General features: G+C 57.2%; 22 protein-coding genes. 12 read left to right on the top strand and 10 right to left on the bottom strand.

What is annotated here, in order from left to right; all coding sequences use genetic code 11:
• Nucleotides 1–93: 93 nt before the first annotated feature.
• Nucleotides 94–750: a TetR/AcrR family transcriptional regulator gene (locus tag QPM17_RS14180; RefSeq protein WP_285391458.1), complete on the bottom strand. Its 657-nt coding sequence runs from the start codon at nucleotides 748–750 to the stop codon at nucleotides 94–96.
• Between the two features lie 7 nt (nucleotides 751–757).
• Complete coding sequence (locus QPM17_RS14175) at nucleotides 758–1,519, bottom strand: SDR family NAD(P)-dependent oxidoreductase (RefSeq protein WP_285391456.1); 762 nt, start codon at nucleotides 1,517–1,519, stop codon at nucleotides 758–760.
• A gap of 300 nt (nucleotides 1,520–1,819) precedes the next feature.
• Between QPM17_RS14175 and QPM17_RS14170 the strand changes: the two genes are divergently transcribed.
• Nucleotides 1,820–3,322 carry a sensor domain-containing diguanylate cyclase gene (locus tag QPM17_RS14170; RefSeq protein WP_285391455.1) on the top strand — a complete coding sequence of 501 codons (1,503 nt, stop codon included), beginning with the start codon at nucleotides 1,820–1,822 and terminating at the stop codon, nucleotides 3,320–3,322.
• A gap of 28 nt (nucleotides 3,323–3,350) precedes the next feature.
• Nucleotides 3,351–5,378, top strand: a complete 2,028-nt coding sequence (locus tag QPM17_RS14165) for an alkyl/aryl-sulfatase (protein WP_285391453.1) — start codon at nucleotides 3,351–3,353, stop codon at nucleotides 5,376–5,378.
• Nucleotides 5,379–5,393: 15 nt separating this feature from the next.
• Here QPM17_RS14165 and QPM17_RS14160 read toward each other — a convergent pair whose 3' ends face one another.
• Nucleotides 5,394–5,963 carry an NnrU family protein gene (locus QPM17_RS14160; protein ID WP_285391452.1) on the bottom strand — a complete coding sequence of 190 codons (570 nt, stop codon included), beginning with the start codon at nucleotides 5,961–5,963 and terminating at the stop codon, nucleotides 5,394–5,396.
• Between the two features lie 155 nt (nucleotides 5,964–6,118).
• Between QPM17_RS14160 and QPM17_RS14155 the strand changes: the two genes are divergently transcribed.
• Together QPM17_RS14155 and QPM17_RS14150 are read left to right on the top strand one after the other, a co-directional pair.
• Nucleotides 6,119–6,493 (top strand): hypothetical protein, encoded by a 375-nt coding sequence (locus QPM17_RS14155; RefSeq protein WP_285391451.1) that lies wholly within the window; start codon nucleotides 6,119–6,121, stop codon nucleotides 6,491–6,493.
• Nucleotide 6,494: 1 nt separating this feature from the next.
• On the top strand, nucleotides 6,495–6,818 hold the full coding sequence (locus QPM17_RS14150; protein WP_285391450.1) for a hypothetical protein: 324 nt from the start codon (nucleotides 6,495–6,497) through the stop codon (nucleotides 6,816–6,818).
• Between the two features lie 11 nt (nucleotides 6,819–6,829).
• On the opposite strand, the gene QPM17_RS14145 is transcribed toward QPM17_RS14150, so the two are convergent.
• Together QPM17_RS14145 and QPM17_RS14140 are read right to left on the bottom strand one after the other, a co-directional pair.
• A complete protein-coding gene (locus QPM17_RS14145) occupies nucleotides 6,830–7,489 on the bottom strand; it encodes a DUF2238 domain-containing protein (RefSeq protein WP_285391449.1) in 660 nt (219 codons plus the stop codon).
• 5 nt (nucleotides 7,490–7,494) lie between these two features.
• Nucleotides 7,495–7,992 (bottom strand): nucleoside deaminase, encoded by a 498-nt coding sequence (locus QPM17_RS14140; protein WP_285391448.1) that lies wholly within the window; start codon nucleotides 7,990–7,992, stop codon nucleotides 7,495–7,497.
• Between the two features lie 179 nt (nucleotides 7,993–8,171).
• Here QPM17_RS14140 and QPM17_RS14135 point away from each other — a divergent pair, with 179 nt between their 5' ends.
• The 5 genes from QPM17_RS14135 to QPM17_RS14115 are packed head-to-tail and all read left to right on the top strand — an operon-like array spanning nucleotide 8,172 to nucleotide 14,108.
• On the top strand, nucleotides 8,172–10,730 hold the full coding sequence (locus QPM17_RS14135) for an EAL domain-containing protein (protein ID WP_285391447.1): 2,559 nt from the start codon (nucleotides 8,172–8,174) through the stop codon (nucleotides 10,728–10,730).
• 33 nt (nucleotides 10,731–10,763) lie between these two features.
• Nucleotides 10,764–11,558, top strand: a complete 795-nt coding sequence (locus QPM17_RS14130) for an SDR family oxidoreductase (RefSeq protein ID WP_285391446.1) — start codon at nucleotides 10,764–10,766, stop codon at nucleotides 11,556–11,558.
• Nucleotides 11,559–11,612: 54 nt separating this feature from the next.
• The gene (trxC, locus tag QPM17_RS14125; protein ID WP_285391445.1) at nucleotides 11,613–12,056 is read left to right on the top strand and encodes a thioredoxin TrxC; all 444 of its coding nucleotides are present in this window, start codon (nucleotides 11,613–11,615) and stop codon (nucleotides 12,054–12,056) included.
• Nucleotides 12,057–12,069: 13 nt separating this feature from the next.
• Nucleotides 12,070–13,788 carry a BamA/TamA family outer membrane protein gene (locus tag QPM17_RS14120; RefSeq protein ID WP_285391444.1) on the top strand — a complete coding sequence of 573 codons (1,719 nt, stop codon included), beginning with the start codon at nucleotides 12,070–12,072 and terminating at the stop codon, nucleotides 13,786–13,788.
• Nucleotides 13,789–13,835: 47 nt separating this feature from the next.
• On the top strand, nucleotides 13,836–14,108 hold the full coding sequence (locus QPM17_RS14115; RefSeq protein ID WP_285391442.1) for an Rdx family protein: 273 nt from the start codon (nucleotides 13,836–13,838) through the stop codon (nucleotides 14,106–14,108).
• 26 nt (nucleotides 14,109–14,134) lie between these two features.
• Here the strand turns inward: QPM17_RS14115 and QPM17_RS14110 are convergent, their stop codons facing one another.
• Nucleotides 14,135–14,278, bottom strand: a complete 144-nt coding sequence (locus tag QPM17_RS14110; RefSeq protein ID WP_099617637.1) for a DUF3096 domain-containing protein — start codon at nucleotides 14,276–14,278, stop codon at nucleotides 14,135–14,137.
• Nucleotides 14,279–14,299: 21 nt separating this feature from the next.
• On the bottom strand, nucleotides 14,300–14,503 hold the full coding sequence (locus QPM17_RS14105; RefSeq protein ID WP_285391441.1) for a DUF3185 family protein: 204 nt from the start codon (nucleotides 14,501–14,503) through the stop codon (nucleotides 14,300–14,302).
• A gap of 122 nt (nucleotides 14,504–14,625) precedes the next feature.
• On the opposite strand from QPM17_RS14105, the gene QPM17_RS14100 reads away from it, so the two are divergent.
• The 3 genes from QPM17_RS14100 to efpL all read left to right on the top strand — a co-directional run bounded on the left by QPM17_RS14100 (nucleotide 14,626) and on the right by efpL (nucleotide 16,405).
• Complete coding sequence (locus QPM17_RS14100) at nucleotides 14,626–15,009, top strand: DUF2750 domain-containing protein (RefSeq protein ID WP_285391469.1); 384 nt, start codon at nucleotides 14,626–14,628, stop codon at nucleotides 15,007–15,009.
• Between the two features lie 74 nt (nucleotides 15,010–15,083).
• Nucleotides 15,084–15,782: a crotonase/enoyl-CoA hydratase family protein gene (locus tag QPM17_RS14095; RefSeq protein WP_285391440.1), complete on the top strand. Its 699-nt coding sequence runs from the start codon at nucleotides 15,084–15,086 to the stop codon at nucleotides 15,780–15,782.
• Between the two features lie 56 nt (nucleotides 15,783–15,838).
• Entirely contained in the window at nucleotides 15,839–16,405 is a 567-nt protein-coding gene (gene efpL, locus QPM17_RS14090; protein WP_285391439.1) for an elongation factor P-like protein EfpL, read from the top strand.
• A gap of 10 nt (nucleotides 16,406–16,415) precedes the next feature.
• On the opposite strand, the gene QPM17_RS14085 is transcribed toward efpL, so the two are convergent.
• The 3 genes from QPM17_RS14085 to QPM17_RS14075 are packed head-to-tail and all read right to left on the bottom strand — an operon-like array spanning nucleotide 16,416 to nucleotide 18,828.
• Nucleotides 16,416–17,354 carry a 5-oxoprolinase subunit C family protein gene (locus tag QPM17_RS14085; RefSeq protein WP_285391438.1) on the bottom strand — a complete coding sequence of 313 codons (939 nt, stop codon included), beginning with the start codon at nucleotides 17,352–17,354 and terminating at the stop codon, nucleotides 16,416–16,418.
• Nucleotides 17,351–18,076 (bottom strand): 5-oxoprolinase subunit PxpB, encoded by a 726-nt coding sequence (gene pxpB, locus QPM17_RS14080; protein WP_285391437.1) that lies wholly within the window; start codon nucleotides 18,074–18,076, stop codon nucleotides 17,351–17,353. The genes QPM17_RS14085 and pxpB overlap by 4 nt, the downstream gene beginning before the upstream one ends.
• Nucleotides 18,073–18,828, bottom strand: a complete 756-nt coding sequence (locus QPM17_RS14075) for a 5-oxoprolinase subunit PxpA (protein ID WP_285391436.1) — start codon at nucleotides 18,826–18,828, stop codon at nucleotides 18,073–18,075. The genes pxpB and QPM17_RS14075 overlap by 4 nt, the downstream gene beginning before the upstream one ends.
• Nucleotides 18,829–18,843: the final 15 nt, after the last annotated feature.

The raw sequence follows: 18,843 nt of genomic DNA, 5'->3' as shown, positions 1-18,843 counted from the left end.
GATGTCTCATAAAAAAATAACCGCGAGCCATGTCGCGGCTATTTTGCCAGCTTCGGAGGCTGTTTTCACACAGCCTCCTTCGGGGTCCTTTTTTTATGGCGAGCCATTGGTGTCACCGGCATTGAACGCGAGAGTCAGGGCCTGAAGGTGGCGTCGCAATGTTGGTGCAAACTCCATTTTGAAGACTGTCAACGGCGCTTTTTCCATGGCCCTGCGCGCGGCCTCCGGCGGATGGGTCATATGCCAGCAGCCGATGAGTGCTTGCTGACACTGCATCAGAAAATCGAAACAGGCGGAATCATCACGGCCACTTGCCGCTTTGACAGGCGCGGCAAGCAACCGGGACTGCTCCAGGAGAAACAGCTTGAAATCCCGAGCCTCTTGCTCTGTCAGCCCCGTTTCCAGTGCGGTGTGCAAAATGGCGGTCAGGCTGCAGAAGAGCGGATGGGCAACCAGAATGTCAGCAAATTCTGCGGGAAGATCTATTGATTCTCGGGTTTGCATGTCTTGCACCAGGGCTTTGAAGGCCCGCCGGTAGATGGCAATGAAGAGTAATTCCTTGCTTCTGAAATAGCGGTACAGTGCCGCCTTGGTCAGACCGCTTGCTGCGGCGACATCCGCCAGTGTCAGCTGTCCATAGCGGCGGTGTGTGAACAGCTCCGCCGCTGCATCGAGGATCTGCTGTTCCCGGGTGCTTTTCTCTGCGTCAGTGCGGGCCCGCTGTTTGCCACCACAAAGCCTGTTTTTCATGTTTTCCTTATGCCTGTAACCAGCCCGCAAGGCGTCGGGTAATGAGTCGGGGAGAGAATTTGCCCGACCATACCATCAATAGATTGCGCAGTCCCGGAATGACAATGGCAGTGCGTCGCCTTGCCAGTGCTTTCCGCACGACTGCTTCTGCTGGCATGGTGCCCGCCTTGAACAATCGGGTATCAGTCATGTGGGCTTCGGCCGCAAATTCCGACTCTGTCGCGCCGGGGCAGAGTGCGCTCACTGCAACGCCAGCGTCCTTCAGCTCCTCGTGCAGCGCTTCGGACAAGGAAAGGACAAAGGCCTTGGTGGCGTAGTAGATTGCCATTTTGGGCCCTGCCTGAAACGCTGCCGTGGAGGCGACATTGATGATGAAGGCACCCGTGCTTTCTTGCAGGTTGGGTATGAGTCTCCAGGTGAGTGACACCAATGAGGTGACGTTTACCTGGATCATACTGAGCTGACGTTCCAGAGACAGCTCTGTGAAGGCGCCTCGGTCACCAAACCCGGCATTGTTTATCAGCCCATTAAGCTTCCAGCCGGAGGCGGCCACGGTTGAGGAAACCTTCTCAGTGCCGTCTGCTGTGGCCAGATCTGCGGCCAGAACCTCGACCTTCACATCGTGTTGCTCAGAAAGCTCAGCGGCTAGCGTAACCAGCCTGTCTTCGCGGCGGGCCACGAGAATCAGATTCTGCTTCTGGGCTGCGAGTGTCCGGGCAAACACCTCGCCGATCCCGGCGCTTGCGCCGGTAATGAGTACATAAGTCATGTTCTCTGCCTTTATAAGTGAACGATGGTTACTTAAGGTAGAGCAAGCCTTCATGAAAGTAAATAACCCCCGGTCACGTAATTCTGGTCATGGCCTGTCATGACTTTTTTCCGGGAATGCAATGGCCAGTATTCTCTGTCAAAAAGATCTCCCGGCAGCTTTTCCCGGAGGGGATGTCTGATAGGATAAAAACGCAGGGAAGCCTGTATGCCAAGTGCGTAAAGCTGACTGATAGGGCCTGATGGGGAATTTCCGGTCCCTGATATTTACTGAACAGGGACTGTTAATAAGAGGTTTCTCTTGTACAGCCACCATCACGCCGTTCTGTTTCCCCTCCTTATCGGGGCGCTGTATTATCTGGGTGCCTACGTTGGTGTTCACTTTGCCGCACTGGACAGCGGTATCGTCGTTCTCTGGCCACCAAATGCTGTTCTGCTCGCGGGGCTCCTCAGTCGTCCTCCCCGCTCCTGGTGGCCCCTGGCAATGGTCGTCCTGGCCGCAGAGGTAGCCGCAGACATACCTGTCTTTACCATTACTCAGGCTCTGTTGTTCGGTGCGGTTAACATAACCGAGTGCGTGCTGGCTGCCGGTCTCATGCGTTTTTTTCTTGGGCAGGAGATGGATTGGCACAGGCTCAAAGACCTCAGCGTCTTTCTGGTCACGGTGTTTTTCATAGCTTCGCCCATTGCTGCGCTTGGTGGTGCTTCTGTCTATTCACTACTGGTGACCGACGAAACGCCCTTCCTTACTTTCTGGCGGCTTTGGTGGATTGGTGATGCTACCGGCCTTGTCATCCTGACACCTTTGATCCATATGCTGTTCAACGCCGGCCCGCTACGGAAAATGGCAAGGACGCCCTGGTTTTACTATCCGGAACTGATAATGGCAGGGATTTTCAGCCTTATGGCTTGCTACCTGGTGTTCTCCTGGGGCCTGCATTCGGAGGAATATCTGGCTTTGACGCCATTGATCGTTGTTTTGGCCCCGATCTGGGTGGCCGTTCGCTTTGGCCCCATGCCAGGTTCGTTTCTCGCTACGATGGTCGCGCTCTATGTTTCTTTTGCCACTGCCGCAGGCGTCGGCCCTTTTATCCGGGAGCAGCAGGAACGCAGCGCATTGCTGACTCAGGAGTTCGTGGTGCTGTTTATCGTGATGGTGCTATACCTTGCCGCGTTTGTGCACCAGAACCGCAGAAAATCCTACAGGTTGCGCAAGGCTCTGGCGGAGGTGAAGCTGCTCAATGCAGCCTTGGAAGACCGGGTCCGGAAGCGTACAAGCGAGCTGTTCGCGGCTAACCGGCGGCTGACCACGCTGGCGTTGACCGATGAACTGACGGGAATCGCCAACCGGCGGCAGATGAGGACCCACGGAGAAGAGGAAGTAAGGCGTAGTGACCGTAGCCAGCATCCCTTCAGCGTTCTGTTACTGGATATCGATCACTTCAAGCGGATCAACGACCTGTATGGCCATGACATTGGGGATCGCTGCCTTCAAGCGTTTGCCCGGGCCACTGATTCGGTTCTCAGATCGGTGGATCTTTTCGGCCGTTGGGGCGGCGAGGAGTTCATCATTATCGTTCCCGACTCGGAGCATGTGGATCTGTTGGCCTTGAGCGAAAAACTTCTTGACCATGTCCGTAACCTGGCGGTGCCGGTCGAGGATAACCAGATTTCCATGACGGTTTCCATTGGCATTGCACAATGGCACGGCACCAGCTTCGACAGAATGATCTCAGAGGCCGATGATGCCCTGTATGAGGCCAAGGCGAAGGGTAGGGACCGGGCTGAGTTCGCCACCACTTAACCAATAACAACAGACCTGGAGGCATACTATGTTCCTACGTTCCAATATTTTCCTTGTTTCGCTGTTTGCTATGGCAATCGCCGGATGTGATGCCGGCCCCGAGCGCGCCTCCGGAGCCAATGACGCCGGGCACAGTGCGCCGACGGCCAGCACGAGCAAAGCCAATAGTCAGGTGCTGGAGCAGCGGCCGTTTGATAACCGTGACGATTTTGAGAACGCACGCCGCGGCCTGATAGCACAGGATGCTGAGTTGGTGGTCGATAGTGTCAATGGCGGCGAAATCTGGAACATGCAGGACTATGCTTTTATTGACAGTGACGGTGAAAATGCCCCCAGCTCGGTTAACCCGAGCCTCTGGCGCCAGGCCGCTCTGAACAATATCCACGGCCTGTTCGAGGTGAGGGAAGGGCTGTACCAGATCCGGGGTTACGATCTGGCCAATATGTCGATCATTGAAAGCGATACTGGCTGGATACTGGTTGACCCGCTAACCGCCGGCGAAACGGCCAGCAAAGCCTTTCTGTTCGCACGGGAACACCTGGGAGAAAAGCCGGTGCGGGCAATCCTGTTCACCCACAGCCATATCGACCACTTTGGTGGTGTCCAGGGTATTCTTCAGCACTTGTCGGACGAGGAGAAAGCTGATCTGCGCATCATTGCACCGGCAGGCTTTGAGGAGGAAGCCACCAGCGAGAACATCATCGCCGGCCCGGCCATGACCCGACGCGCAATGTACATGTACGGCAAGCAGCTTGGACGGGGCGACCGTGGCCACGTGGGTACCGGCCTGGGCAAGGGCCCGGCGTTTGGCACATTCGGTTTCGCAACACCCACGGACATGGTCAGTGAAACCGGAACCGAGCTTACCGTTGACGGCGTGCCGATGGTTTTCCAGATCGTCTCCGGCTCTGAGGCACCTGCCGAATTCACCTTCTACCTGCCGGAGCACAAGGCGTTCTGTGGCGCGGAGCTGGTCAGCCGCAACATGCACAACCTATACACTCCCAGGGGTGCAAAGGTCCGCGATGCCAGAATCTGGAGTGGATTCATCGAGGAGGCAAGGAACCTCTTCCCGGAAGCTGATGTGTATTTCGGAAGCCACCACTGGCCCTTGTGGGGTCAGGACAAGATTCAGGAATTCCTGGCCAAGCAGCGTGATACCTACAAGTTCATCCATGACCAGACCGTGCGCCTGATGAACCGGGGCGCCACGCCCCGTGAGCTTGCTGAGAACCTGCAGTTACCACCTGCGCTGAATGAAGATTTTCACAACCAGGGTTATTACGGCACGGTTTCCCATAATGCCAAGGCGGTGTATCAGTACTATATGGGCTGGTTTACCGCCAATCCCGCACAGCTCAACCCTCTGCCAGAAAGCGAGTCGGCAAAACGGACTGTCGAGATGATGGGCGGTGCCGAGAAGGTTCTGGACCAGGCCCTCCGGGAATTCAGTGGCGCTGCCGATATGGATGCCACCGAGGGCCGGAACACCTACCGCTGGCTGGCGGAGTTGCTGAATCATGTGGTCTTTGCTGATCCGGACAACGGGGACGCCAGGGCATTGCTGGCAAACGTCTACGACCAGCTGGGGTACCAGGCAGAGTCAGGGCCCTGGCGCGACTTCTATCTTACCGGTGCCTATGAATTGCGGCATGGGGCGCCGAAAGAGGGTCTCAAGCCGGCCGTAATGCGGGAAATCCTGCTTCATACACCGGTATCGCTGTTCTTCGAGAGCATGGCTGTGCGCCTGAATGCTGCCGATGCGGAAGGCAAATCCACAACCATCAAGGTGACCTTCACCGACCTTCAGCAGAGTTACCTGCTGACCCTTCAGAACTCAGTACTGCATCACCGGCTGACCAGTGACGATACGCCCGCGGACGCCAGCCTGCTGCTGACGCGGCCCATGTTTGTGGACATTCTGATAGGCGATGCCGGTCTCAAGGAGCTGCTGTTCAGTGATGATATCCGCTTTGAGGGCAGCAAGCTGGATCTGATCGGGTTCTTCAGCATGCTCGACAAGCCAGACGGCCGTTTCAATATCGTCACACCCTGAGGGCCCCGCTGATAATCAGACAGGTGCCACACCAAAGAGCCACTGGTGAGCCCAGAGAACCATTACTACATAGACAGCGAGGCCCCCAACAACCGCAATGGCGTCGTTCGCCTTGCTGGCCGGCAGAGTGGGGACTGGCCGCTGGGTTCTGCGCTTCATGGAAATCCGGTCGACCACCGCCCACGCCAGGAAAGCGCCGAACAGCAGCACATCGTGTAGCATCCCGTTGGCCAGCAGGTGCGCAAGCGCCCAGAGTTTGACGGCCACCAGCATCGGGTGTCCCAGCTTTGCCCTGATCTTGCCAGGGAAGTAGGTGGCGAACAGGAGCGGGAAAACCGGGACCAGAAGCAACATGGCCAGATGCCTGAGCCAGCCCGGGGGTGTGTAGATGACGGTGGGGTCCATACGGGCAGCCCCATAGCCCCAGATGATGAGCACCAGGCCCACGAGAGAGACCAGTGAGTAGAGGGCCTTGAAGGGTATCTCACCCATGGAGGCGTGGAGGCGATTACGCATCGGTTCGTTGACGATGGAAAGTGAGTGCACGCCGAAAAACAGAACCAGACCAACGATCAGTGTGGTCATTTGCCAGACTCCTTCTTTTTTTGAGTGGTCGGGCCGTTGTCCATGAGTGGCCCTGATATGGAAAAGTCCCCGTCAGTATAGCCGCGCAAACCGAGACAGCACATTCCCGAGCGTTTATCATCCACTGCCTGATCCAGCGTATTGATAAGGCGCCCATGAAGTTACCAAAGGTCACCATTGTACTGGTATCGGCAGCCCTGCTGTTTGTTCTCTGGGAGCAGACCCGGGAACAGCCGGAGCCGATAGAGGCCAGCCGTTTCGCCAACCTTGCTACGAACCCTGTCGAGCGCAGTCTTGCCATGGACTGGGTGGTTACTCAGATCCCTGTACTGTGTGAGGATGTCACCGGGCAGGGCCGCGGGGCACAAGTCTACTCGGATTGTGTGAATGAAAGTGAAGCCCGGACATCCTCGTGCCGGCGGTCAGTCTATGACAGGTTTCCGAGCGTGATTGCCTCAGAAACTGTGTTTCGGGACCTGTCTATAACGGCGATGAATTGTCTGGTTCCCAGATCAGGAATGGTTGAATAGAATGTCAGAAGATCCCCTCAAGGCCTTGTCAGACATGGCGAGCGATGCCCATGCCCGTATCCAGGCAGCCCACGAGCATATCAACCCGGTGGTGGAAGTTCGCCGTGGCATGCGTGATGCCGGTATTCCTGCCGATGTGATGACCATCGACTGCCTCCGCACCCGTCGGCGCATTACGCTTATCCTGCATGATGAACAGCCCGGAGTCCTGCTTTACCAGTTTGTAACCATCCAGGATGAGGTGGGTGACGATTTCAAACAGATGGCACTATCCGATGTGGACACCACAATGTTGTTTGAATGGATACAGGACTATTTTGGCTGAACTCCTGCCCCTCAGCGCTTGAAGAATCTTGGGTTGCGCATGATGAATGCATCAATCCAGCGCTCCAGGAATGACCTTTCTTCGGGGTTTTTCAGATAACGCCAGCCCAGTACTGAAATCACCAGTGCGCCCAGGGCATCAACCACCAGGTCCCACATGGTGTCCGTCAGTCCGGAAGGGTCACCGAGCATGGGTTTCTGCATGTTCATGCTGAATAAAGAGTCCATGGTGAATTCAAAAACCTCCCACAGCGCGCCTACACCCAGCGCAAACATGAAGGCAAAGAAGGCCACGAAACCGGGGTTCATATGGACATGGATTTTTTCGGTTTCGTTCATGATGTGGACCAGCAGGAAGCCGAGGATTCCCAGCAGAAAACCGGACATGGTATGCAGTGCCATATCCCACCACCAGAACCGGGTGTAATAATCGCGAATCTCGCCCAGGAACAGGGAGGCGAACACGAAGCCGATAGCCGCAAGCTGCAATTCCGGCGGGATGTGAATCCGGAACCGGCGCTCAAACAGTATCGGGAAGAAGGTGATGGCAATGATCATTGCGGTCAGGAAGGCGGTAAACCAGCGTTGGCCCCATATGGCAAACACTGTTTCGGCAAGCAGTATCAGCTGCAGGGCAATGGTGATTCGTTGGTGAGTAACGCGAATGCGCATGGGCCTCAGGCTCTGTTGCCAGTTTTGTGTTCTGAATGGAACCGCCTGTGCAGGTCGCGAACGGCTTCTGCCAGCACAGGGAACGGCCCTTCCGCTGGCACACCGGGTACCACCTGGTTGATGGGCAGGGTTGCCACGGGGGATGGCTCCGCATGCATCTCGTCCAGCCACGTTGAGAGCTGCTCCGAGGAACTTGCATAGACAATCCGGCCCAGGCCTACCCAGCCATGGGCTGCTGCACACATGGGACAGTGCTCGCCTGAGGTATAGACAGTCGCTGCCGCCCGCTCCTCAGGCGTCATGTGGGCAGCGGCCCACCGCGCGATGGCGAACTCCGGGTGACGGGTCCCGTCCCCGCCTGCTGTCTCATTATGGCCCTCATACCTCACTGCGCCGGTTTGATCCACCAGCACCGAACCAAACGGAGGGTTGCCGCTTTCCAAAGCCATGGTAGCAAGTTCAATACAGCGGTCGAGGTGTTTTATATCGGTTTCGTTGATCATGGTATCCCCTCCGTTCTCCTCTTCTGCTCGAGAGTCAGCAGTGATTGTGAAGTCTCTGTACACAATTTTCTACACGAAAGGTTTTCAACCAGCATTGCTTTCGAGACTAGGATTAAGCTTGGAAACAGACTAATAAGAAAAGAGGACCTCTCAGTGACCGACGCGGTGGTTGGCTGGTCATGATTATTTCGCGGGTTTGGCGCTGGCTTGTCGCGCTGTCGATTCTGATCTTCTGGAACACTGGTCTGGCAGAGACACAAACCATTGCAGTCTCTGACGCCTCACCGATCCAGGCGCAGTTCCAGGCCTGGGAAGACTCTGAAGGTAAGGCGGATATCGAAGAGGTTGTCTCGCTACCCGATGACGATTGGCAGGAGGTGCCAACGGGTAGTGAAACCTTCGGCATCACTTCGTCCGCTTACTGGCTACGTTTTGCGGTTGAAAACCGGACACCGGATTCTCTGAATCTGATTGTCGAGTTGGCCTATTCTCAGCTGGACGATGTGGTTTTCCATGTTTTTTCCAATGGTGAGCGCATTGACGAGTTCCGCACCGGCGATACAAGACCGTTCTATCCCCGGCAGGTTGACCATCCCAACATGCTGTTACGGTTTGATCTGGAGCCGCAGCAGGCAAAGACGATCTATATCCGGGTAGAAACTGCCGGGTCGATGATTCTTCCGCTCAAGATCTGGCGTGAGAGTGAATTCTTTAGTGCAGCCGCAAATGAGCAGAAGCTCCATTTTTTCTATTATGGAAGCCTGACCGTTATTATCCTGATCAATCTGGCAGTGTTTCTGACCCTTCGGGAGAAACTGTACCTCTATTACGCTCTGGCGATTGCCGGCTATCTGCTGTTCTTCGCGTCCATCAAGGGATACAGTTTTCAGCTTCTTTACCCCCAGTTCCCGGATATCCACGCCCGCGCCCTGCTGGTGTCGATGCCCGTCCTGGCACTTTTCTCGGTGTTGTTCTGTCGGGCGTTGCTGAGGATCCCTTCCCACAGCCCGAGGCTGGATATCGCCATCCGGATCATGATCGGTTTTGAGGTCATCAACTTCGTTGCTGCGCTCACGTTGAGCTATAACGCGGCGGTTGTGTTGTCTGCCGTTTCCGCGCTGTGCTTCTTCTCATTGTTGTTTGTGGCGGGCCCCATTACCTGGGCAGCGGGTGTTCGGGCCGGTGCCTTCTTTACCATTGCCTGGACACCGCTGACGGTTGGAGTGCTGGCAACGGCCGGTCGGGCACTGGGGTTCTTTCCTGAGAACTTCATGACCGAACATGCCATGCAGATCGGCTCTGGCCTCGAGGCATTTATCCTGACCCTGGCATTGGCGGATCGTCTGTATCGTGAGCGCGAGCAGAAAATCCGGGCTCAGGCCGACGCTTTGCGCACGGAGAAAGCCAGAAATGAGGCCCAGAACCGGCTGAATGAAGCGATGACCCATGATCCGGTCACAGGGCTTCCCAATCGTAACCGTTTCGAGCGCATGGTAAACGAACAATTGCAGCGGGACCCCGATGGGCATTACATGGTGGGTGTCGCGCGAATTACCCGACTGGATGAAATTAATCGTACGCTTGGTCTCAGCCGCAGTGACCGGTTGCTCCATAGCCTGGCGAATCAGATGACTGAGCTGGCCAGGACGCTCCCGTTTCTTCACCGGAGTCCGGACAGCCACGGAAGAGAGGAACTGGTATATCAGCTTTCGGGTGATACATTTGGTCTGTTGGTCAATGCCGATGAAGTGAGCGACAACTTTGCGGGTCTGAACAGGGTGCTGAAACAACTGGCTGAGCCGGTTGTGCTGGATAATCTCGCCATTGAGCTGCATCCCCGGTTTGGTGCCGCAAGCTATCCTGCGCATGGGGACAGTGCAGCAATGCTGATCCGCAACGCTCACGTTGGAATGGAAATAGCTCCCCATGGCCCCTATGAAACCGGGTTCTATTCCCAGGAGTACGACATTTACAGCGAAAGCAGGCTGACGCTGATGTCGGACCTGAGGGAAGCCCTTCAGGAAGATCGTACCGAGCTCCACTACCAGCCGAAACTCTGCCTGGCCAGTGGTTCTGTAATCGGGCTCGAAGCGCTAATTCGCTGGAATCACCCGGACCGAGGCTGGGTTTTCCCTGCCGATTTCATTCCACTGGCGGAAGAAACCGGCGTGATCACCCAGTTGACACGTTGGGCGATTGAACGAAGTATCCGTGACCTGTCGAGCCTGATGGACGTTTATCCGGACCTGACAATGTCCATCAATATCTCGGCACGGGATCTGGCGGCGGGCGAGCTTGAAGAGGCGATAACCTCTGCTCTCCAACGCCATGGCGTCAAAGTGCAGAGCCTCATTCTGGAGCTGACTGAAACCGCGGCCATGGAAGATCCCGGCAAAGGCCTGATGGCGCTGGAAGCGCTTGCTGCGATGGGGCTCAAGATCTCCATTGATGATTTCGGCAGCGGCTATTCCTCGCTGTCTTATCTGAAACAACTGCCTGCGACGGAGCTGAAACTGGATCGGTCACTGATCGAGGATATCGAGACCAGCGAGAGTTCAAGGGTGATTGTCGGGACAGCTGTTAATATGGCGCATAGTCTCGATTACCACATAGTCGCGGAGGGTGTTGAGAGTGATCAGGCCGCACGGTTGCTGGCGGAACTGGGATGCGACAGGCTCCAGGGGTTCTGGTTATGCCGCCCGTTGCCACTGCGTGAACTCAGGGAGTGGCTGAGGTAGTCTGTCCACAAATTCGTTAGGGAAGTATTGGTTATGTCTACAAAAACTGTCTGGATCACCGGTGCATCCGCAGGCATTGGCGAGGCGCTTGCCTTGCAGTTCGCGCAGGATGCTGCCCGGCTGGTTCTCTCCGCCCGGCGTGAGAACGAACTGGAGCGCGTTGCGGAACGCTGCCGTCAAGCGGGGCTTGCGGCGGATCAGGTGCTGGTGTTACCGCTGGATGTGACAGACTGGGAGTCACTGCCCGTCGCAGTCCAGACCGTGCTTGATACCTTCGGCGACATTGATCTGCTGGTGAACAACGCCGGTGTTTCACAGCGCTCGTTGTGCAAGGACACGGATCTGGCGGTTTACCAGAAGCTGATGGATGTGGACGTGATGGGTCAGATTGCGCTGACCAAGGCGGTACTGCCCCATATGCTCGAGCGTGGTGCCGGGCATATTGCGGTGACTTCCAGCGTTGCCGGCAAAGTGGGCGTGCCATTGCGAACCGGTTATTGTGCCGCCAAACACGCCGTGATGGGCTTTTTTGATGCCTTGCGGGCCGAAGTCGAAGGGCAGGGTGTGTACGTCTCCACCATTACCCCGGGTTTTATCCGAACTGACATTTCCCGCAATGCTCTGGCGGGTGATGGATCGGCCTATGGTGAGGTGGACGAGGACATAGCCGGTGGCATGGATGTAAACGAATGTGCAGAGGTGATATTTAAAGGTTTAAGATCAAAGAAACGGGAAATTCCGGTAGGCAAGGGTAAGGAAATGGCCGCACTCTGGATCAAGCGGGTTTCACCGGAGGCGCTGTTCCGGATCACGAGGGCGCGGAAGTAGACGCGTCCTGGTGCCTCTGGCTGGTGACTGAATACATCAAGAAAAGGCTGACCAATGACAACCGATATCCGACACCTGGTGTGTCCTCACTGCCATAAGGTAAACCGGGTACCCTCCGCGAGGCTGGCATCCGGTGGTAATTGCGGTGCCTGCAAGCAGCCGCTCTGGCCGGATCAGGTTCTGGATCTGACGGATCAGAATTTCTCCGTCCATACCGGGCGTAGTGATATTCCGGTGCTGGTGGATTTCTGGGCCAGTTGGTGTGGACCCTGCAAGGCGATGGCGCCTCAGTTCGAGCAGGCGGCGAAAGCATGGCGGGGGAAAGTCCGCTTTGCGAAGCTGAATACCGAACAGGCACAGGCCGCCGCCGGCCAGTTCGGCATCCGCAGTATTCCAACCCTGATCCTGTTCCAGAATGGTCGGGAACTGGCTCGCCAGAGTGGTGCCATGAATCAGTCGCAGATCAGCCAGTGGCTGCAGTCGCAGGGTATTCGATAGTCCCGGGGGAACCATGATCCGCACCGCGGTGATAGCTCTGGGGCGCGCACTGCCTTTTTTTGGATTACCCCTCTTGGTCCCGGCTGAGGGGGCAGAGCTGGATACTGCCCGCTGTACTGTCAGCGACGTGCAGCCGGAGTCCATTGACCTTGATCAGCCCCGCGATCAGTTGGCACGCCAGAGCGATCTGGTGATTCCGGAAGGTGCCCGCATTGGCCAGATTCGCATCGTCCGGCGGCCCATTTTTGATGTCAGTGATCCGGAGCAGGACAATTTTTTCTATCGCACCCTGAATGCGCTCAATACGCCCACCTGGAAATCGGCTCTGCGAGCACAACTGGTGTTCGAGCCGGGCGATGTTTACGAGCCCGGTCTGATTGCGGAGTCAGAACGCATACTCCGCCAGCGCGAGTACCTGACCGCCGCGTGGGTTGGTGTGACCCGGGTGTGTGGGGATGAGGTGGAAGTGAGTGTCCTGGCCCGGGACACCTGGACGCTGCTGCCCACTGTCGGGGCCTCCAGGTCGGGTGGTGAGAACACCACGAATACCGGGTTGTCTGACCCCAATTTCCTCGGCTCAGGCAAGAGCGTGGGGATTTCCTTCACCAGGGATCCGGACCGTACCGAGACCAGCGTCTATTTTGACGATCCTAATCTACTCGGCTCTCATTGGCAGACCGGGTTTTCCTACGACAAGCGTAGCGATGGCCGTGGCCGCAGTGCCTATCTGGAGCGTCCGTTCTACAGCGAACGCTCAGATTGGCGCTTCGGGCTTAGCGGCGTGGACGACGTGCGTGAACAATCCCGCTTTGTCGGTGCCGAGGAGATTGCCGATTACCGTCGTAGTCAGGAATTTGCCAGTGTTGATGTGGGATGGCGGCTGGCGGAGCGCGATGACCGACAATGGCGCCTGCTTGCCGGCTACCGTTATGACGCCCTCGATTTCGAGCGGCTGCCGGATGAGACCGCTCTGGACGTGCTTCCGGAAGACCGAACCCTGAGCTACCCGTGGGTCGGGTTTGACTACCGTGAAAACCGCTTCCGGGAGATGGTAAACCTGACCCGCCTGCAGAGGGTGGAGGATGTACGGGACGGCTTCGTTTGGCGCACAGAGCTGGGGTATTCCTCTCCCGGGCTTGGTGCCACCGAGGACCGCATTGTACTGAATATGGACTTTCAGGATGCGCTTCTGGCTACCGACACCAACTACGCCAGCTACGGGCTCAGCCAGAGCGGTACCTACCGGCTGGATGAAAGCCGCGTCGAGAATCTTCAGGGAACATTCAACCTGGAGTATTTTCACGGCGGTTCGGTACGCTGGAAGAGCTGGTATAGCAGTCTGTCGTTTACCGCGGCTCGCAACCTGACCGCAGACCAGCAGCTCCTGATAGGCGGTGAGAGCGGCCTCCGTGGTTATCCCAGTGATTACCAGCAGGGCAACCGTCGGGCGCTCTGGACACTGGAGCGGCGCTACTTTCCTGACTGGCATCCGTTCAAGCTGTTCCGCGTGGGCGGTGTCCTGTTCACCGATGTGGGGCGAGCCTGGTTTGATGATGGTCGTAACAACGGTCCGGATGGTGGGGTGTTGAAAGACGTAGGCTTCGGCATCAGACTGGCTTCGAGCCGGATTGAGGTCCAGCGAATGCTGCATCTGGACTTTGCTTTCCCGCTGGACGGGGATGACAGCATTGATCCGCTACAGGTGTTGTTGCGTGGCAGGACGCGCTTCTAGTGTCCCGAACATCACAGAGCACCATTGCCTCGGAAAAGAAGTGTCCCATGACAAACAGAATTGATATCCATTACTGCACAGGGTGCCGCTGGCTGCTTCGCTCGGCCTGGATGGCACAGGAACTGCTAACGACTTTCGAAGGCGAGCTGGAGTCGCTGTCCCTGCATCCGGGAACTGGCGGCATTTTCGAGATCTGGGTTAATGGCAAACGGATATGGTCCCGGAAGGAGCAGCAGGGCTTTCCGGAGATCAAGGTGCTCAAGCAGTTGGTGCGGGATGAAATAGATCCTGAGCGCTCACTCGGTCACGTGGATCGTTGAGGCCCGGGATCTGTCTGTTACTAGTACTAGAAGGAATGCCCCAGCAATCCCAGAACACCCAGAACGATCAGGTAACCTGCCACGATATAGTTCAGCAGTTTTGGAAATACCAGTATGCCTATGCCTGCGCCCAGACTGATCAGTGGGGCGAGCTCAAGGTGAAGTGTCATTAGGACGATCTCCTGTAACGGTTATTTTCTGACAAATGCCAGGAATCCACCTGCGACAACGGCTGCTGCACCGCCAATCAGGTACCACATGGTTTCATCCGTAAAGCGGCCGGTGAGCGTTTCGGTAATCTGGTCCCCCACGGATTGTGTGGATTGATACCCGAAAAAGAGCAAGGCAACGCCTACCACGAGCAGAACGAGGCCAATGACTTTCGTGCTTCCCATTCCAATTTCCTTATAGTGTGCTTGTGGAACCCATTCTCAAGACTCAAAGTAGCCTTGGATATGCCAGTGTAGCAGGTGAATGGGCAAGGTTTCTTACGGGAGTAAAACTGTTAATGACTGCGATGACCAATGACGAACTGACCCAGATCCTCGAATTGAATGGCGAGGAGCGATACGACTACTTCCTGAGCGTGGTTGGTGAAGAGCGCGAGATCTGGATTCTGGTCAATGAGGATAACCGCTTCCTGAAGATCGAGTCGGACGATGGTGCTCTGGCTCACCTGCCGGTATGGCCAGGGTCGGCATTTGCGGTGGAGTATGCAAAAGGTGCCAGTGACCTGTCACCGAAAAGTATCTCGCTGCCCGACTTTTTCAGGAAGTGGGTGCCTGGCCTGACCCGGGACGGCCTCGAAGTGGGCGTGTTCCCCGGCCGTGATGACACCCTGTGGATTACCGAGCCGGAGGAATTGAAACGCGACCTGCAGGACGAGATGTCGAGCTTCTGAGAGGGTAGCTAGTTTTGGCAGAAGGTGGCAAAGTTCACCACCTTGAAAGACAACTTCAGTAAGAGGATATTCCGGTGACGGACCTTGTAAATTACCAATTGGAAGATGGTGTTGCGACCATCACTATCAGCAACGGCAAGGCAAACGCGCTGAGCCATGAAGTGTTTGAAGCGCTGAATAATGCCTTTGACCGGGCCGAGGAAGACCGGGCGGTGGTCATCCTGACCGGACAGCCCGGCATACTTTCCGGCGGCTACGACCTGAAGGAAATGCAGAAGGGACCGGAGGAAGCTGCCGCCCTGGTTACGGTCGGATCAAGGTTTACACGTCGACTGGCGGCATTCCCTCTGCCGGTCGTCGGGGCCTGCAGTGGCCACGCCATTGCCAAGGGCGCGTTCGTTCTCCTGTCGGTTGATTACCGTATTGGCATTGAGGGCGATTTCAAGCTGGGTCTTAATGAAGTCGCCATTGGCATGACAATGCACCATGCTGGTATCGAGATTGCGCGCCACCGCCTGTCGCCGGCCCATTTCTATCGCGCAGTGATCAACGCTGAGATTTTCAACCCGGCCGGCGCTGTTCAAGCCGGTTTCCTGGACGAAGTCGTATCTCCTGAACAGCTTATGGAGCGGGCGAAGGAGTTGGCTCAGCAGTTCCGGAAACTGAACATGAAGGCCCACGAACAGACCAAGCGCAAAGCCAAGGCTGAGTATCTCGAACGTCTGGATGATTGTATCCTTAAGGACGCGGAGAACCTGGGTCTGAAGGGATAACAATTCGGAACCTGATTTGCCGTCCATGTCCCACTTTAATTGCGGAAAAAGAAGCAATGCCAAAAGCAGGTGAAATCAAGAAGAATTCGGCGGTTGAGTACGAAGGTGGTGTCTATTTTGTAAAGGATATCGAGCGGTCCGTGCCGCAGGGGAGAGCCGGTGGAAGCCTGTATCGTATGCGCCTGTACGATGTGGTAACCGGTTACAAGATTGATCAGACCTTTAAAGATTCCGACATGTTGAATCTGGCGGATCTGGTTCGCAGGCCGGCGATCTTTTCCTATTCCGATGGTGACGAATACGTCTTCATGGACAGCGAAGACTACACCCAGTACAGCCTGAACCGAGAGGCCATTGCTGATGAGCTCCTGTTCATCAACGAGGAGACCCAGGGGTTGATGGTGATTCTTGTAAGCGAGGCACCGGTGGCGCTGGACTTACCCCCTACGGTGGATCTTGTTATTGAGGAAACCGACCCTTCGGTCAAGGGTGGCTCTGCCACCGCCCGGACCAAACCGGCGAGACTCACAACAGGGCTGGTCGTTCAGGTACCGGAGCATATTTCCACGGGTGACCGGATCAAGATCAACGTGGAAGAGCGGCGGTTTCTGGGGCGGGCCTGAGAAGGCTGCCCTAGCGGAACGCGGCCAGGAACTGCCGGTGCTGCCGTAGCGCGCTATCGATACCGGCAGCCCTGAGGCGCACTGTCTGACCTGGTAGACATTGGGCAAGGCGACTGGCCGCCAGGGGTGTCAGGTTGCCCAGGCGCGGGTAGCCGCCAATGGTCTGCCGGTCGTTCAGCAGCGCGATGGGCTGGCCATCAGGCGGCACCTGCACCGCCCCCAGTGAAATACCTTCTGATACCAGCGATCCGATGGAGCACTGCAGCCTGGGGCCGGTAAGCCGGACCCCCATGCGATCGGCGCGCTGGTCCACCTGCCATTCGGCATTGAATGCCTCAAACAGGCTTTTGCCGGTGAACGTCGCTATCTGGGCGCCTGGAAGCAGTTCCAGTATCGGTGCCTGGCGGTAGTCACGCTGCTCCGAATCCGGTGCAACCTGGCTAGCCGGGGTGGTTGCAGTCCGGTTTACGGCCAGGGTGTCACCCTCTTGCAGGGTGGTTCCCTGGCCGTCAAACCCACCGAGCTGCTCACGCACCACGCAGGCGGCGCTCCCCAGCACAGTATCGCCGCAGAACCCTCCCGCAACAGAAAGGTACGCTCGCAAGCCGTTGACCGGTGTGCCAAAGGTCAGCGTGTCGCCGGCGCTGATGGCCAGTGTTCGCCACATGGGAGCCGTTTTCTGGTTGTGTCTGGTGCCAAGGTTGGCGCCCGTCAGCGCAATGGTCAGATCCTGTTCCGCCACCAGTTCCAGCCCGCCGAAGGTGATTTCCAGGGCTGCTGCCCCCCAGGCGTTGCCGGTAAGGCGGTTAGCCCAGGCCCAGGCATGCAGGTCGGCGGGACCGCCCTGGGTTACGCCCAGGTGCCTGACTCCAAAGCGGCCAGCGTCCTGCAACAGGGCAAGCGGGCCGGCGCGGGACACGCGAAATCCGATCAGGTTGCTCTCGCTCATCTGGTCGATTCCCCTTCAGTGGGTGTGGCGTCGCCGCCCTGTGACTCGAATTCGTCCCGACTCACTGGCACGAAACGCACTCGGTCGCCCACCCGCAGCAGACTGAACCCTTCGCGATTGCGGTCAAACAGCCGTGTGGGTGTCCGGCCAATCAGGTTCCAGCCGCCCGGTGTAACGACCGGATAGGCGGCGGTCTGCTGGCCGGCAATGGCTACGCTGCCAGCGGGGACTTTCTGACGCGGGGTATCCAGGCGGGGGCAGGTCAGTGTTTCATCCAGAAGTCCCATAAAGGCAAAACCGGGAGCAAAGCCTAGGGCAAACACCCGATATTCCCGGCTGCTATGGGCTTCGACGACCGACTCAACGGAAACACCCGAGAGATCAGCAACTCGCTGGAGGTCAGGGCCCACATGCGGGTCATACCAGGTGGGCAGTTCATGGAGTGTGCCGCTGGTGCCGGCTTCCACAGGCCTGAGCCGGGCCAGTATGTCAATCAGTTGTGTCCGGGCCGCGCAAGGCGAGATGCGAAGCGGGTCAAAAACAACCAGCAGCGTAGTATAGGATGGCACCAGGTCGATCAAAGCGTCGCCAAACGCTGCTTCGCATTCCTCGGCGAGGGCGGTCAGCCATAACAGGTTGTTTTCCTCAATGCTGTCGAACAGCCTCACCATCCAGCCGTCAAGGCCGGCCCGTTCGAGGCTTGGTAACTGCGCCTGTTTCATGCCTGCCTGCCAAGTGCGTTGAGCATCTGGCGAATGGCGCGCACCGAAGCCACCGACTCTTCGTTGTCCCCATGCACGCACAGAGTGTCCGCGGTCAGGATCAGCTCACTGCCATCGCTGGTGGTCAGCGGTTGTCCTGTGGCAATGCGCTGGGCCTGGTCAAGAATAACATCAGAATCGTGATGCACCGCGCCCGGCTGCGCCCTGGAAACCAGGTGGCCGTGAGTGTCGTAGGCGCGGTCGGCAAAGGCTTCAAACCATAGTGTGAGGCCGTGCGTACGGGCCAGTTTCTGTATTTCGCTGGTGTCGCGGCTTGCCAGGGTCATCAGTGGGAGTTCGGGGTTATAGGCTCTGATCGCCCGCGCCACCGCACTGAAGATTTCCGGTTTGCGGGCCATATCGTTGTAGAGCGCGCCGTGGGGTTTCACGTAGCGGATATCCGTGCCTTCGGCGCGACAAATGGCGGCCAGGGCGCCCACCTGATAGAGCACCAGGTTCTCGATTTCTGTTGGTGAGCAGGCCAGGGAGCGCCGACCAAAACCGATGAGGTCCGGGTAGGCCGGGTGGGCGCCAATCCCCACGGAATGTTCCGCCGCCATGCGTACCGTGCGCCGCATGACATCCGGATCCGATGCGTGAAAACCGCAGGCGATGTTGGCCAGGTCCACGTGGGGCATAACCTGGTGATCCAGCCCCATTACCCAGGGGCCAAGGCTTTCTCCCATGTCGGCGTTCAGCAGTAAAGATTTCATGGTGACCTCTCTTTG

It is taken from the genome of Marinobacter azerbaijanicus (genome assembly GCF_030250645.1).
GTDB classification, from domain to species: domain Bacteria; phylum Pseudomonadota; class Gammaproteobacteria; order Pseudomonadales; family Oleiphilaceae; genus Marinobacter; species Marinobacter azerbaijanicus.
This window is presented reverse-complemented; position numbering and strand designations above follow the sequence as displayed.